Annotated in this window: 14 protein-coding genes; all 14 read right to left on the bottom strand. The window is 67.0% G+C overall.

Features of this window, described 5'->3' with window-relative positions; genetic code table 11:
• Positions 1 to 10: 10 nt before the first annotated feature.
• Positions 11 to 1,210 (bottom strand): methionine adenosyltransferase, encoded by a 1,200-nt coding sequence (gene metK, locus IV501_RS04035; RefSeq protein ID WP_200555088.1) that lies wholly within the window; start codon positions 1,208 to 1,210, stop codon positions 11 to 13.
• Positions 1,211 to 1,565: 355 nt separating this feature from the next.
• Positions 1,566 to 1,832: a DNA-directed RNA polymerase subunit omega gene (rpoZ, locus tag IV501_RS04030; RefSeq protein ID WP_200555087.1), complete on the bottom strand. Its 267-nt coding sequence runs from the start codon at positions 1,830 to 1,832 to the stop codon at positions 1,566 to 1,568.
• An 88-nt stretch (positions 1,833 to 1,920) separates the two neighbouring features.
• Positions 1,921 to 2,814, bottom strand: a complete 894-nt coding sequence (gene gmk / locus IV501_RS04025; protein WP_200555086.1) for a guanylate kinase — start codon at positions 2,812 to 2,814, stop codon at positions 1,921 to 1,923.
• The gene (gene pyrF, locus IV501_RS04020; protein WP_234698110.1) at positions 2,802 to 3,692 is read right to left on the bottom strand and encodes an orotidine-5'-phosphate decarboxylase; all 891 of its coding nucleotides are present in this window, start codon (positions 3,690 to 3,692) and stop codon (positions 2,802 to 2,804) included. The genes gmk and pyrF overlap by 13 nt, the downstream gene beginning before the upstream one ends.
• Complete coding sequence (gene carB, locus IV501_RS04015; protein WP_200555085.1) at positions 3,685 to 6,993, bottom strand: carbamoyl-phosphate synthase large subunit; 3,309 nt, start codon at positions 6,991 to 6,993, stop codon at positions 3,685 to 3,687. Before carB ends, pyrF begins: the two co-directional genes overlap by 8 nt.
• Positions 6,993 to 8,153, bottom strand: coding sequence for a glutamine-hydrolyzing carbamoyl-phosphate synthase small subunit (carA, locus tag IV501_RS04010; protein ID WP_200555084.1), 1,161 nt, complete (start codon positions 8,151 to 8,153; stop codon positions 6,993 to 6,995). Before carA ends, carB begins: the two co-directional genes overlap by 1 nt.
• Entirely contained in the window at positions 8,150 to 8,671 is a 522-nt protein-coding gene (locus tag IV501_RS04005; RefSeq protein WP_200555083.1) for a PH-like domain-containing protein, read from the bottom strand. The genes carA and IV501_RS04005 overlap by 4 nt, the downstream gene beginning before the upstream one ends.
• A complete protein-coding gene (locus IV501_RS04000) occupies positions 8,664 to 10,010 on the bottom strand; it encodes a dihydroorotase (RefSeq protein WP_200555082.1) in 1,347 nt (448 codons plus the stop codon). Before IV501_RS04000 ends, IV501_RS04005 begins: the two co-directional genes overlap by 8 nt.
• On the bottom strand, positions 10,007 to 10,993 hold the full coding sequence (locus IV501_RS03995) for an aspartate carbamoyltransferase catalytic subunit (protein ID WP_200555081.1): 987 nt from the start codon (positions 10,991 to 10,993) through the stop codon (positions 10,007 to 10,009). Before IV501_RS03995 ends, IV501_RS04000 begins: the two co-directional genes overlap by 4 nt.
• Positions 10,990 to 11,586: a bifunctional pyr operon transcriptional regulator/uracil phosphoribosyltransferase PyrR gene (gene pyrR, locus IV501_RS03990; RefSeq protein ID WP_200555080.1), complete on the bottom strand. Its 597-nt coding sequence runs from the start codon at positions 11,584 to 11,586 to the stop codon at positions 10,990 to 10,992. Before pyrR ends, IV501_RS03995 begins: the two co-directional genes overlap by 4 nt.
• Positions 11,587 to 11,849: 263 nt before the next feature.
• Positions 11,850 to 12,263, bottom strand: coding sequence for a transcription antitermination factor NusB (gene nusB, locus IV501_RS03985; protein ID WP_200555079.1), 414 nt, complete (start codon positions 12,261 to 12,263; stop codon positions 11,850 to 11,852).
• Entirely contained in the window at positions 12,263 to 12,823 is a 561-nt protein-coding gene (efp, locus tag IV501_RS03980) for an elongation factor P (RefSeq protein WP_200555078.1), read from the bottom strand. The genes nusB and efp overlap by 1 nt, the downstream gene beginning before the upstream one ends.
• A gap of 100 nt (positions 12,824 to 12,923) precedes the next feature.
• Positions 12,924 to 13,364 (bottom strand): type II 3-dehydroquinate dehydratase, encoded by a 441-nt coding sequence (locus IV501_RS03975; protein ID WP_200555077.1) that lies wholly within the window; start codon positions 13,362 to 13,364, stop codon positions 12,924 to 12,926.
• A gap of 36 nt (positions 13,365 to 13,400) precedes the next feature.
• Positions 13,401 to 14,153 (bottom strand): SDR family oxidoreductase, encoded by a 753-nt coding sequence (locus tag IV501_RS03970; RefSeq protein WP_200555076.1) that lies wholly within the window; start codon positions 14,151 to 14,153, stop codon positions 13,401 to 13,403.
• Positions 14,154 to 14,241 lie beyond the last annotated feature (88 nt).

The following is a 14,241-nucleotide window of genomic DNA, read 5'->3' as shown; positions in this document are numbered from 1 at the left end:
GCTGCCCGAATCAGAGACCGGCGACGCTGCGCAGCGCGTCGACCCGGTCGAGACGCTCCCAGGTGAACTCGGGAAGCTCGCGGCCGAAGTGACCGTAGGTGGAGGTCTTGGCGTAGATCGGGCGGAGCAGGTCGAGGTCCCGGATGATCGCGGCGGGGCGCAGGTCGAAGACATCCCGGATCGCCCCGATGATGGTCTCCTCCGAGACGTGCCCGGTGCCGAATGTCTCCACGTACAGTCCGACCGGCGACGCGGTGCCGATCGCGTAGGCGACCTGCACCTCGAGGCGGTCGGCGAGACCGGCGGCGACCGCGTTCTTGGCCACCCAACGCATTGCGTACGCGGCAGAGCGGTCGACCTTCGACGGGTCTTTTCCGCTGAAGGCTCCGCCACCGTGGCGACTCGCGCCACCGTAGGTGTCGACGATGATCTTGCGGCCGGTGAGGCCGGCGTCTCCCTGCGGTCCGCCGATCTCGAAGCGGCCGGTCGGGTTGATGAGCACGCGGGGATCGACGCTCTCGAGGTCGACGCGATCGAGCACCGGGCGGATCACCAGCTCCTCGATCTCGGCGCGCAGCTGCTCGGTGCTGACCCGCGGCGAGTGCTGGGTGGAGAGAACGACGGTGTCCACCGTGCGCGGCACGATTCCGTCGTAGCCCACCGTCACCTGGGTCTTGCCGTCGGGGCGCAGGTAGTCGACCAGGCCGGTGTTGCGCACCTCGGCGAGGCGCTCGGCCATGCGGTGAGCAAGCCAGATCGGCACCGGCATGTACTCGGGCGTCTCGGTGGTCGCATAGCCGAACATGATGCCTTGATCGCCAGCGCCCTGCCGGTCGAGCTCATCGATGCTGGCCTGCTCGCGCGCCTCGAACGCGTCGTCGACGCCCTGGGCAATATCGGGAGATTGTCCGCCGATCGAGATGCTCACGCCGCAGGAACGACCGTCGAACCAGACGTCGGATGAGTTGTAGCCGATGTTCCAGATGCGCTCGCGCACGATGGTGGGGATGTCGACGTACCCGGTGGTGGTGACCTCGCCGGCGACGTGCACTAGGCCGGTGGTGACCAACGTCTCCACGGCGACGCGACTGTTCGGGTCGACCTCGAGAAGAGCATCCAAAATGCTGTCGGAGATCTGGTCGCAGATCTTGTCGGGGTGACCCTCGGTCACCGACTCCGAGGTGAACAGTCGGAAAGGTGCAGTGCTCATGGGTATCCCCTGGATCGAGTCGTGGAGGCGGCTGCCGGAGGCTCTCAGACGAGCGAGTCCAACAGACGATCGGCCACCGACGCCGTGCTTCCGGAGGCCTCCATCACTATAGCTGCGGCGCTGTCGAGCACCACGATCGTGTTGCTCTCTGTGGCGAAACCCTCGCTCTAGCCCACCCTGTTGAGGACGAGAGAGTCACAGCCCGTGCGCGCGACGCGCGCTGGTCAGCCGACCAGAACGAGAAGACGGACGACACCGACGGCGTGATACGCCGCGATGCCGCCCGTCATGCCGACGATGATGTTCAGGCTTCTGACATACACCGAACCGGTCATCGGGGGTGAGGCGAGAGGAGTTACTCGGCCGGCTCGGCGAGCGGCGTGACGGTGAGCTTGTCCTCGTTGATCTCGTGCATCGCCACGGAGAGCGGCTTGTCTTCGATGGTCGAGTCGACCAGCGGTCCGACGTTGTCGAAGAGGCTTCCCTCGTGCAGGTCGGCGTAGTAGTCGTTGATCTGACGGGCCCGCTTGGACGCGAAGATCACGAGTGCGTACTTCGAGTCGACCTTCGACAGCAGTTCGTCGATGGGCGGGTCGATGATGCCCTTGGCGCGTTCAACCATGGTGGTACTCCAAAAATTCAAATCTGGGGGTGAACGTCAAGTCTACGGCCTCGCGCAAGTTCGCCGGTCATCCGCCCCGGATGATGACTCAGGAGAGCAGGTCGACGACCTCCTGGGCCGCGCGACTCACCTCGCTATTGATCACCTTGTAGTCGAATTCATCCTGCGCGGCCAGCTCGATCTTGGCCGTCTCGAGCCGACGCGCCTGCTCCACGGAGTCTTCGGTGCCCCGGCCGATCAGCCGGCGGACGAGTTCTTCCCAGGTCGGGGGCAGCAGAAATACCAGAACGGCCTCCGGCATCGCGCGGCGCACCGAGCGTGCGCCCTGCAGATCGATCTCGAGCAGCACGCTCTTGCCCTCGGCCAGCGCGGCGTCGATCGGCGGACGCGGAGTGCCGTAGCGGAAGCTGTTGTGCACCGTCGCGGTCTCGAGCATCTGGCCGGATTCGATCAGCTGGTCGAACTCGTCATCACTGACGAAGAAGTAGTGCACCCCATCGACCTCACCGGGCCGGGCCGTGCGGGTGGTGGCCGACACCGAGAGGTGAACATCGGGGTAGTTGTCGCGGATGTAAGTGGAGACCGTTCCCTTGCCCACGGCAGTGGGCCCGGCCAGCACGACCAACCGTGCCGGCTCCGGCGTCGATCCACGGTGCTCGCGGGCGACCAGCCACTCGAGCAGGCGACGACGCTGACGGATGCCCAGCCCCCCGACCCGCTTCGACTCGGCGATTTCGAGCTGCTCCATCACCCGCGCCACTCGTGTGGGTCCGAGGCCCGGCATGCTCGTCAGCAGTTCCCGCACCCGAAGGGTCGCCTCGGGGGCCGTGTGCTCGCCGGTCCAGGCGGCCTCGGCTACCTCGAGGGCGCTGCGCTTGCGATCGTGAATGTCCTGCTTGACTGCCGCTCGCGCACGGCGAGCGGCCACCGCGGCCTGGGCTGCGGCGACACGGTCGACGTCGGGGGGAGCTACGCGCGGCATGCCCGCACCTCCGCAGCCTGGGCCGCCACGGCCTCCGCGACGCCATCGGGACCGGCATGCAGGATGCTGCGGGATGCGGCAACGACGGTCGACCCGACCGCGGCACCATAGATCCGGCCGAGATCGGAGAAGCTCGCACCCTGGTGCCCGAAGCCCGGCGCGAGAACGGGTGTGGCCGCAACACCCGAGAGACTGTCGAGATCGATGGCGTAGTCGGCGAAATCCACGGTCGCACCGAGCACCAGACCGACAGACCCCATCACGCGCTCAGCGCCCTGTGCTCGATTCCACTCCACCACGTCACTGACGATACTGGACGCAACGGTCTGTCCGCCTCCCAGCCGTGCCGTCTGGAGTGAGCGAGCCTCGGGGTTCGACGTCGCCGCCAGCACGAATAGGCCCTTGCCGGTGGCTTCGGCGAGCTCCATCGGAGCCTGGATCGAGCCGACGCCCATGTAGGCACTGATGGTCATCGCATCGGCCTCCAGCGGGCTTCCTGGCGTGAGCCAGGCCTGACCGTAGGCTTCGACGCTGGTTCCCAGGTCGCCGCGCTTGGCGTCGGCGATCACGAGAAGGCCGGAATGACGGGCCGCGGCGATCACGTCTTCGAGGGCGGAGAACCCTGCAGCGCCGTGACGCTCGAAGAAGGCAACCTGCGGCTTGATGATCCCGGCGTCGCCGTCGACCGTGGCGGCCACGACGGAGAGTCCGAACTCACGGAGCCCCGCTGCGGTATCGGGAAGCCCCCACTGCTCGAGCAGATACGGGTGCGGATCGATGCCGACGCAGAGCTGACCGAGACGATCAAAGACCTTGGTCAGCCGTTCACCGAACCCGCGGATTGGTGCCGCGGAATGTGGCGACGCGGAATCAGCCAACGAGCACCGCCAGTCGCTCGGCACGCTCGAGCGCGTAGTCCTGGAGCGACTTCACGTCGAAACTGTTCGCGGTCGCCTCGATCGACGCCACGGCGGCGCCGAGCTGAGCGATGGTGGTGAACAGCGGCAGGTCCGCAGCGACCGCCGCGGCGCGGATCTCATAGCCGTCCGCGCGGGCGGCTCGTCCGCTCGGCGTGTTGATCACGATGTCGACCTCGCCGCGGTTGATCAGGTCGACGATCGAGGGCTCCCCCGCCAGCGTCGCCTCGCCCTGGTCGTACTTGCGCACGACGGTGGCGGTGATGCCGTTGCGGCTGAGTACCTCCGCGGTGCCGATGGTGCCGAGGATCTCGAAGCCGAGCTGCTGCAGGCGCAGTACCGGAAGGATGATCGCGCGCTTGTCGCGATCGGCGACCGACACGAACACCGATCCGCTGGTCGGCAGCCCGCCGTACGCGGCTTCCTGGCTCTTGGCGAAGGCGGTCGGGAAGTTCGCATCGATTCCCATCACCTCTCCGGTTGACCGCATCTCCGGCCCGAGCACTGAGTCGACGATCAGCCCGTCCTTGGTGCGGAAGCGCTTGAACGGCAGCACCGCTTCCTTCACGGCGACCGGCGAGTCCATCGGCACGATCGAGCCGTCGGCTTCGGGCAGCATCCCGCTCTCGACGAGGGAACGGATGCTCTCCCCCACCATGATCAGCGAGGCGGCCTTCGCGATCGGCAGCCCGAGTGCCTTCGCCACGAACGGGACCGTGCGGGAGGCCCGGGGGTTCGCTTCGAGCACATAGAGCACCCCGGCGCCGATCGCGAACTGCACGTTGATCAGACCGCGCACGCCGACGCCCTCGGCGATGGCGCGGGTGGCCTCGACGACCCGGGCGATCTGCTCGCGGCCGAGGGTCACCGGCGGAAGGGTGCAACTCGAGTCACCGGAGTGGATTCCGGCCTCCTCGATGTGCTCCATCACGCCGCCGACGTAGAGCTCGGTGCCGTCGTAGAGCGCGTCGATGTCGATCTCGATGGCGTCATCCAGGAAGCGGTCGACCAGCAACGGGTGCTCTGCACCGACGATTCCCTGGTCGGCGACCCGCACGAAGTAGTCGTCGAGCGACGGGCTGTCGTAGACGATCTCCATGCCGCGGCCACCGAGCACGTACGACGGACGAACGAGCACCGGGTAGCCGATCTCCTCCGCGACCGCGACGGCACCCTCGTAGTCGAAAGCCGTGCCGTTGCGCGGTGCGACCAGCCCCGCGGCATCCAGAATCCCCTGGAACAGCCCGCGCTCTTCGGCCAGGTCGATCGCCTCGGGCGTGGTGCCGAGGATGGTGACGCCGGCGGCCTTGAGACCCTTGGCGAGACCGAGGGCGGTCTGACCGCCGAGTTGCACGACGACGCCCACGAGCTCGCCGCTCTGGCTCTCCGCGTGGATGACCTCGAGCACGTCTTCGAGAGTGAGCGGCTCGAAGTACAGGCGGTCACTGGTGTCGTAGTCGGTAGAGACCGTCTCGGGATTGCAGTTGATCATGATCGTCTCGTAGCCCGCCTCGGAGAGCGCAAAGCTCGCCTGCACGCAGGAGTAGTCGAACTCGACTCCCTGGCCGATGCGGTTCGGGCCGGAGCCGAGGATGACGACCTTGCGGCGGTCGCTCGGCCGCACCTCGGACTCGAGGTCGTAGCTCGAGTAGTGGTACGGGGTCAGCGCCGGGAACTCGCCGGCGCAGGTGTCGACGGTCTTGAACACCGGACGCACACCGTGCGAATGACGGATGCTGCGCACCTCCGCCTCGTCGATCCCCCGGAGTTCCGCGATCTGTACGTCGCTGAAGCCGTGGTCTTTCGCCAGCCGCAGGATGCGCTCGTCGAGCTCGTGGAAGGATCCGATCTCCTCGGCGACCTCGTTGATCAGCACGATCTGGTCGATGAACCACGGATCGATCTTGGTCGACTCGAAGACCTCCTCGATCGTCGCGCCGGCCCGCAGCGCCTGCTGCACGGTGACGATGCGGCCGTCGGTGGGCACGGAGGCCTTGGCCAGCAGCGCGGCCTTGTCGCCGGGCACGCCGTTCCAGTGGAAGCTGGAGCCGCGCTTCTCGAGCGAGCGCAGCGCCTTCTGCAAAGCGGTCGAGTAGTTGCGGCCGATCGCCATGGCCTCGCCGACCGACTTCATGGTGGTGGTCAGCGTGGCATCCGCCGCCGGGAACTTCTCGAAGGCAAAGCGCGGCACCTTCACGACGACGTAGTCGAGGGTCGGCTCGAAGCTTGCCGGGGTCACCTTGGTGATGTCGTTCGGGATCTCGTCGAGGCGGTAACCGATGGCGAGTTTGGCGGCGATCTTCGCGATCGGGAAGCCGGTGGCCTTCGATGCCAGCGCCGACGAGCGGGACACGCGCGGGTTCATCTCGATGACGATGACGCGGCCGTTCGACGGGTCGATGGCGAACTGGATGTTGCAGCCGCCGGTGTCGACGCCGACCGCGCGGATGATGTCGATGCCGATGTCGCGCAGGTTCTGGTACTCGCGGTCGGTGAGGGTGAGCGCCGGGGCGACTGTGATCGAGTCGCCGGTGTGCACGCCGACCGGGTCGACGTTCTCGATCGAGCAGACGACGACCGTGTTATCAGCGGTGTCGCGCATCAGCTCGAGCTCGTACTCCTTCCAGCCGAGGATCGACTCCTCGAGCAGAACCTCCGTCGTCGGGCTCTGGTGAAGACCGTCGGTGACGATCCGGATGAGCTCCTCCGGCGTATAGGCGAAGCCCGAGCCGAGGCCACCCATGGTGAACGACGGGCGCACGACCAGCGGATACCCGAGGTCTGCGGCGAAGCCGACCGCCTCTTCGACGGTGTGGGCGATGTGGGAGCGGGCGACATCCGCGCCGGCGTCCAGCACCAGCTGCTTGAAGATCTGGCGGTCCTCGCCCTTGTTGATCGCCTCGAAGTTGGCGCCGATCAGCTCGACGTCGTACTTCTCCAGGATGCCGTGGTGGTGCAGCTGGATGGCCGCGTTCAGAGCGGTCTGGCCGCCGAGAGTCGGCAGGATGGCATCCGGCTTCTCCTTGGCGATGATGGTCTCGATGACCTCCCAGGTGATCGGCTCGACGTAGGTGGCGTCGGCGAAGTCGGGGTCGGTCATGATCGTCGCCGGGTTCGAGTTGATCAGGATGACCCGGATGCCTTCTTCACGCAGGGCGCGGCAGGCCTGGGTTCCCGAGTAGTCGAACTCCGCGGCCTGACCGATCACGATCGGGCCGGAGCCGATGACGAGGACGGAGTGGATGTCGTCGCGCTTGGGCATTACTTCGCTTCGCTTTCAGGGGTCGTGAAGGCCTTCGCGACGACGATGAGGTCGCGGAACCGGTCGAATAGGTAGTTGGCGTCGTGGGGGCCGGCGGCGGCCTCCGGGTGGTACTGCACGGAGAAGGCGGGGATGTCGAGGGCGTTGAGGCCCTCCACTACGTCGTCGTTGAGGTTGACGTGGCTCACCTCGACCCGGCCGAAGCCTGCGGGCGAGTCGAACGGTCCGTCGAGCGGGGCCTGCACGGCGAAACCGTGGTTGTGCGAGGTGATCTCGACCTTGCCCGTGGTCTTGTCGACCACCGGCTGGTTTATTCCGCGGTGGCCGAAAGGCAGCTTGTAGGTGTCGAGCCCGAGCGCACGGCCGAGCAGCTGGTTGCCGAAGCAGATGCCGAAGAACGGGAGCCCGGCGCGCAGCCCGGCCCGCAACAGTTCGACGTGCTGGTCGGAGGCGGCCGGGTCGCCCGGACCGTTGGAGAAGAACAGCGCGTTCGGCTTGAGCTCGAGCAGCTCGGCCGCGGTGACCGACTGGGGTAGCACGACGACCTCGAGGCCGCGGGCCGCGAGGTAGCGGAGGGTGGATTCCTTCACGCCGAGGTCGAGCACCGCGACGGTGCCGATCTTCTCACCGTCTGCCTCGACCACGCGACGCTCGGTCACCGAGACCTGGCCGGAGAGGTTCTGGCCGGTCATCTCGGCGCCGGCCCGCACGATGGCGAGCTGTTCTTCGGCGCTGAGCTCGGCATCCGCTCCCGAGAATATGCCGGAGCGCATCACGCCGGCGTCCCGCAGTCGCAGGGTGACCGCGCGGGTGTCGATGCCGCTGATGCCGACGACTCCCTCCGTCACCAGCTGGTCGTCGAGACTGCCGGTTGCCCGGTAATTGGAGACCACTCGGGAGGGGTCGCGCACGACGAAGCCCTCGACCCAGATGCGCCGGGATTCCGGGTCTTCGTCGTTCACGCCGGTGTTGCCGATGTGCGGAGCCGTCATGATGACGATCTGCCCCGCATACGACGGGTCGGTGATGGTCTCCTGGTAGCCGGTCATGCCGGTGGTGAAGACCGCCTCGCCGAGGCTGCGGCCTCGCGCTCCGTAGGCGTGGCCGGTGTAACGGGTGCCGTCCTCGAGGACGAAGAATGCCGGGTCGAAACGACTCATGATGCCTTTCCGGGCGTGGCCTCAGCGGGAATGAGTCCCGTGATGGCGTCGATCAGGGGGGTGAGGTCCGCGGGGTCGGTCACGCGGAAGAAGGAGTCGACGTCGGTCGAGGTAGTGCCGTGCAGGGTCCAGGCGATGACCACCAGTCCCCCGCTCTCGACCACGCGGTCGATGGTGAAGGTGGCCCGCTCCACCGCGCGAAGGGCAGCCGAGGGGATGAATGCCTCCGGCGTTCCGGCGATGCCGAGGATCACGCCGGTCGTGGTGACCGTGATGGTCGCCCGACCGCGGAAGCCGAGCCCGCGGACGGCCACGCGATTGAGCGGTTCGTTGGCGAGGGTCGTGGCGGCATAGAAGCTCTCGGTGCTGAAGAGGGTGGCTCCCGGATTCGCCGGGACGGCATCCGGAACCCCGAGACTCGCGTGCCGACGCTGGCGTGCCCGCCAGCTGAGCACCATGCCGACGAGGGCGAGCAGGATGACGATGACGACGATCGTGGTCGAGGTGGTTCTATCCACGCAGGCTCACCGCCTGCGGGTTCGTGCGAGCGAACCCCGCGATGGTCTCAGCGTCGACCAGTTCACCGTCGCGCACCGTGACGTAGCCGCGATGCACGGTGGTGAGCACGCGCCCCGGCAGCGGCATCGACAGGTAGGGCGAGTTGATGCCCTTGCCGTGCAGGTCGCTCAGGCCGAAGACGCGGCTCGCGTTCGTGTCGTAGAGCGTGAACTCGGCGGGGGCTCCGACCGCGATGCCGAACTCGTAGCCGGGAACCAGACCGATCTCGGCCGGCACTCGGGAGAGCACCCGGGCGACATCTTCCCAACCGAGCATGCCGGTGTCGACGACGGATGCCTGCACCACACTCAGCGCGGACTCGAGGCCGACCATGCCGAAGGCGGCAGCTCCCCACTCGCAGTCTTTCGCCTCGACCGGATGCGGAGCGTGGTCGGTGGCGACGATGTCGATGGTTCCGTCGGCGAGGCCCTCGCGCAGCGCGAGCACATCCTCCTCCGAGCGGAGCGGCGGGTTGACCTTGTACCGGGAGTCGTAGCTCGACACCGGCTGCTCGGTGAGCAGCAGGTGGTGCGGGGTGACCTCGGCGGTCACGTCGATCCCGCGAGCCTTGGCCCAGCGCACGACGTCGACCGAGCCGGCGGTGGAGACGTGGCAGATGTGCAGGCGGGCGCCGACGTGTTGGGCGAGCAGCACATCGCGGGCGATGATCGATTCCTCGGCGACTGCGGGCCACCCGGCCAGCCCGAGTTCGCCCGACAGTGTGCCCTCGTTCATCTGGGCACCCTCGGTGAGCCTGGGCTCTTGCGCGTGCTGGGCGACGACGCCGCCGAAGGTGCTGACGTACTCGAGCGCACGGCGCATCAGCAGGGCGTCTGAGACACACTTGCCGTCGTCGGAGAACACCCGCACTCGGGCGCGGCTGCCGGCCATGGCGCCGATCTCGCTGAGCTGCTGCCCCTCGAGCCCCACGGTGACCGCACCGATCGGGCGCACCGTGACGTAGCCGGCGTCCTCGCCGAGGCGCTGCACCTGCTCGACGACCCCGGCCGTATCGGAGACGGGTGACGTGTTCGCCATGGCGTGCACCGTGGTGAAGCCGCCGATGGCCGCTGCCCGCGAACCTGTGAGTACCGTCTCGCTCTGCTCGAAGCCGGGCTCGCGCAGATGCGTGTGGAGGTCGACCAGGCCCGGAAGCGCCAGGAGGCCGTCGGCGTGGATGATCTCGGCCGCCGCATCCGAGAGGTTGCTGCCCAGCTCGGCGATTCGGCCGTCACGCACCAGGATGTCGCTGCCGCTGCCGTCGGCAAGCGTTGCGCCCTTGACGAGGATGGTGGTCATCGGTTGCTCCCTGCGTGACTGACGGATGTGGATTCGGCGAGCCCCCGCTGCCCGGACAGCGCGAGGTACAGCACTGCCATCCGCACCGAGACGCCGTTGGCGACCTGTTCGAGCACCGTCGAGCGCGGCGAATCCGCCGCTCCGGACGAGATCTCGAGGCCACGGTTCATCGGGCCAGGGTGCATGACGATGCTATCCGCGGCGAGCCGGGCGAGCCGCTCGTCGCCGAGACCCCACTGCCGCGAGTACTCGCGAGCGTTGGGGAAGAAGGCGGCGTGCATCCGCTCGCTCTGGATGCGCAGCATCATCACCACGTCGGGGATGGCATCGAGCGCCTCATCGAGGTCGTAGGTCACCGCGACCGGCCAGTCTCGCACTCCTACCGGAAGCAGCGTTGCTGGGGCGACCAGGGTGACCTCGGCGCCGAGGGTCGAGAGCAGCCAGACGTTCGAGCGAGCCACACGGGAGTGAAGGATGTCCCCGACGATGGTCACCGACACCCCGTCGAGCGCCCGACCGCGCGAGCCTCGACCGTGCAGCCGGCGCCGGATGGTGAAGGCGTCGAGCAGCGCCTGGGTGGGGTGCTCGTGGGTGCCGTCGCCGGCGTTGATGATCGCCGCATCGATCCAGGCTGACTGGGCGAGAACCAGGGGCGCTCCAGATGCGCCGTGCCGGATGACCACGGCATCCGCACCGATAGCAGCGAGGGTCTGCGCGGTGTCTTTGAGGCTCTCGCCCTTGGAGACGCTCGACCCCTTCGCCGAGAAGTTGATCACGTCCGCGCTCAGCCGCTTGGCCGCGGCCTCGAACGAGATGCGGGTGCGCGTGGAGTCCTCGAAGAAGAGATTGACGACGGTCTTGCCGCGCAGGGTCGGGAGTTTGCGCACCTCACGGTCGGCGACATCCGCCATGTCTTCGGCGACGTCGAGAATGGCGATGGCCTCGTCGCGGCCGAGGTCGCGGGTGCTGAGCAGGTGTCTCACGATGCTGCTCCTTCCGCGCGCTCATCGATACGCGGTCCATCGATGCTGGGTCCGTCGATGCTGGGTCCATCGATACTGACGAACTCGTCGCCGTCGATCTCGGTCAGATGCACGTTGATGCGCTCGGAGCGCGATGAGGGCAGATTCTTGCCGACGAAGTCCGGGCGGATAGGCAACTCCCGATGACCGCGATCGACCAGGGTGGCCAGGCGCACGAAGCGCGGGCGGCCGATCGCCTGCAGCGCGTCGAGAGCAGCACGAATGGTGCGGCCCGAGTAGAGCACGTCATCGACGAGTACGACGACCGCGCCGTCGATGCCATCGGCCGGCATCTGGGTCGGTGCGGGGCTGCGAGTCGGATTGCGGTCAAGATCGTCGCGGTACATCGTCACGTCGAGCGTGCCGAGCGCCACCTGCTGATCGGACACCGATCGGATGATCTCGGCAATTCGCTCCGCCAGCACGATGCCGCGCGTCGGAATGCCGAGGATCACGAGCCTGTCGCCGTCGCGGACCGATTCGAGGATCTCGTGGGAGATGCGGGTCAACGCGCGGGTGATATCAGCTTGCTGAAGCACGATTCGTGCGGGCAATCTGACCTCCTTCCCCGCCTCACAGGACGGAAGTTAAAGGATGTCTGGATGACTCAACCCTACCCGATCCGTGAGCGGCCTCCTGCCCACTCGCCGCCCCACACTCCGCCACCTACTCCGCCCACTCTCTTCCGAAATGAAGGCAAAACTAGGCGCCCGCCGGAGTGTCGACGCCGACACACCGACCGTCGCGGAACGTTTCCTTCATTTCGGAAGGGGAGATCAGCGATCGCGAGAGTAGGAGTGCGGTCGCGCGGAAGGGCTCAGGCGCGGGTTTGGGCGATGCGGCCGAGGAGGCCGTTCACGAAGCTGCCCGAATCGTCGGTGCTGAGCGACTTGGCCGCCTCCACCGCCTCGTCGATGGCCACGCCATCCGGCACCTCGTCGTTGAACAGGATCTCCCAGATACCGATGCGGATGATCGCACGGTCGGTGACGGGCATCCGATTGATGGTCCAGCCCTGCGCATAGGTCTCGATCAGCTCGTCGATCTCGTCGCCGTGCTCGGCGATCCCCTCGACGATCTGGCGCGCATAGATCCAGGAGTTCCAGCGGTTCGGATCTGCCTTGGCCCGTTCGGCCTCCATCTCGATCGCCTGATTGAGGGAGATCTCGCGGAGGTCTGCGCCGTACAGCAGGTCGATGGCGCGCTTACGCGCCTTCGTCCGTGCGCTCATTAGTTGACGCGGCCGAGGTAGCTGCCGTCGCGGGTGTCGACCTTGACCTTGGTACCGGTCTCGAGGAACAGCGGAACCTGGATCTGGTATCCGGTCTCGACGGTCGCGGGCTTGGTGCCACCCGTGGAGCGGTCGCCCTGCAGGCCGGGCTCCGTGTAGGTGATCTCCAGCGTGACGGATGCCGGCAGCTCGACGTAGAGCGGAGCCTCGTTGTGCAGCGCGATCGTCACGTTCTGGTTCTCGAGCATGAAGTTGGCAGCGTCACCGACCTGCGCGGCGGTCAGGGTGATCTGGTCGTAGTTTCCCACGTCCATGAAGACGTAGTTCTCGCCGTCCGCGTAGAGGTACTGGAACTCGGAGCGGTCGACCGTCTCGGTCTCGATCTTCGCGCCGGCGTTGAACGTGCGGTCGACAACCTTGCCACTCATGACGTTCTTGACCTTGGTGCGAACGAACGCCCCACCCTTGCCGGGCTTGACGTGCTGGAAGTCGATCACGGTCCAGAGCTGGCCGTCCATGTTGAGAACGACGCCGTTCCTGATGTCAGCGGTAGAGGCCATGACTGTGAATCCGTATCTATGAGGAATGGTGAAGTTGGGGAAGGAAGCGATCCCGCAAGGGGAAACCAGCTATGAAGTCTACCCGGTATCCGAGCCCGCGTTATCCGAGCTTGAGGTCGATCGCGCGGATGGCCAGCCGGTAGGAGTCGAACCCGAAGCCCGCGATGATCCCGGTCGCGACGCCGGAGATCACGCTGGTGTGCCGGAAGGCCTCCCGCGAGTGCGGGTTCGAGATGTGCACCTCGATGAGGATCAGGCCCGCTTTCGAGACCAGAGCCGCGGCATCCCGCAGCCCGTACGAGTAGTGCGTGAAGGCTGCGGGATTCAGGATGACCGGGCAGCCTCGATCTACCGCCTCGTGCAGCCAGGAGATCAGTTCGGCCTCGTCGTCGGTCTGACGCAGGTCGAGGTCGTATCCAGGAGGGGCAGCCTCGCTCAGTTCGGCCCGCAGATCTTCGAGGGTTCCGCTGCCGTACACCTCGGGCTCACGAGAACCGAGGCGGCCGAGGTTGGGGCCGTTGAGGACGAGGATGCTGGGCATGCTGCGAGCATATCGGCGCTGCTCAGCCCTAGCTCACTACCGGTACGTGCTGAAGCCGCCGTCGGCCTTCAGCAGCTGCCCGCTGATCCAGCCCCCGCGCTCGGAGAGCAGAAACGACACGAGGGCCGCGATGTCCGCCGGGGTACCGAGACGGCCGGCCGGGGTCTGCTCGATCCCCCATTCGCGGATCTGCTGGGTCATCCACCCGGTGTCGATCGGGCCGGGGTTCAGCAGATTGGCGCTGATGCCGAGCGGCCCGAACTCCGCCGCGGCGGCTCGCACCAATCGATCGAGGGCGCCCTTGCTCGCCCCGTAGGCGATCTCGCCATCGATCGCGTCGCTCGTGAGAGCGACGATGCGCCCGGAGGTGCCGATGAATCGCCGGGCGAGTTCTCGCATCAGCAGCCAGCTCGCGCGCGTGTTCACCGCGAAGTGCCGGTCGAAGCCCTCGATCGTCTCCGTGAGCAGCGTGGCGTTGACGCTGTGGGCGTGGCTGAGAACCAGCGCGCTGACCGGTCCGAGCGTCTCGGCGACATCGAAGACGGCGGTGGCGACCTCCGGCTCGGCGAGGTCGGCGTTGATGGCGAGGGTCTGCGCGCCGAGGGCGCGCAGACTCTCCTCGATTCCCTTGACATCGCCAGCGCCGCCGTTCAGGGTGGCGTCGTATTCAGCGTTGTAGACGAAGGCGATGTCCCAGCCGTCCCGGGCCAGCTGCTCGGCGATTCCGGCGGCGATGCCGATGCTTCTGCCCAGTCCGGTGAGCAGCACAATCGGACGTGAGGATTCCATGCGCTCAGGCTAGCGCCCGACCCGCCGGTCGAGCAGCGAGGCCCCGATTTCGATACGCGTACGCCGTAGACGGCGTGCGCTACTCAAT

The organism is Lacisediminihabitans changchengi, from assembly GCF_016634425.1.
Lineage (GTDB): Bacteria > Actinomycetota > Actinomycetes > Actinomycetales > Microbacteriaceae > Lacisediminihabitans > Lacisediminihabitans changchengi.
This window is presented reverse-complemented; position numbering and strand designations above follow the sequence as displayed.

Excerpts from the sequence above, each read along its gene's own strand:
- IV501_RS03970 (WP_200555076.1), bottom strand. The coding sequence starts at position 14,153 with ATGGAATCCTCACGTCCGATTGTGCTGCTCACCGGACTGGGCAGAAGC.
- gmk (WP_200555086.1), bottom strand. The coding sequence starts at position 2,814 with ATGCCGCGCGTAGCTCCCCCCGACGTCGACCGTGTCGCCGCAGCCCAG.
- nusB (WP_200555079.1), bottom strand. The coding sequence starts at position 12,263 with ATGAGCGCACGGACGAAGGCGCGTAAGCGCGCCATCGACCTGCTGTAC.
- IV501_RS04000 (WP_200555082.1), bottom strand. The coding sequence starts at position 10,010 with ATGACCACCATCCTCGTCAAGGGCGCAACGCTTGCCGACGGCAGCGGC.
- metK (WP_200555088.1), bottom strand. The coding sequence starts at position 1,210 with ATGAGCACTGCACCTTTCCGACTGTTCACCTCGGAGTCGGTGACCGAG.
- carA (WP_200555084.1), bottom strand. The coding sequence starts at position 8,153 with ATGAGTCGTTTCGACCCGGCATTCTTCGTCCTCGAGGACGGCACCCGT.
- carB (WP_200555085.1), bottom strand. The coding sequence starts at position 6,993 with ATGCCCAAGCGCGACGACATCCACTCCGTCCTCGTCATCGGCTCCGGC.
- rpoZ (WP_200555087.1), bottom strand. The coding sequence starts at position 1,832 with ATGGTTGAACGCGCCAAGGGCATCATCGACCCGCCCATCGACGAACTG.
- efp (WP_200555078.1), bottom strand. The coding sequence starts at position 12,823 with ATGGCCTCTACCGCTGACATCAGGAACGGCGTCGTTCTCAACATGGAC.
- IV501_RS03975 (WP_200555077.1), bottom strand. The coding sequence starts at position 13,364 with ATGCCCAGCATCCTCGTCCTCAACGGCCCCAACCTCGGCCGCCTCGGT.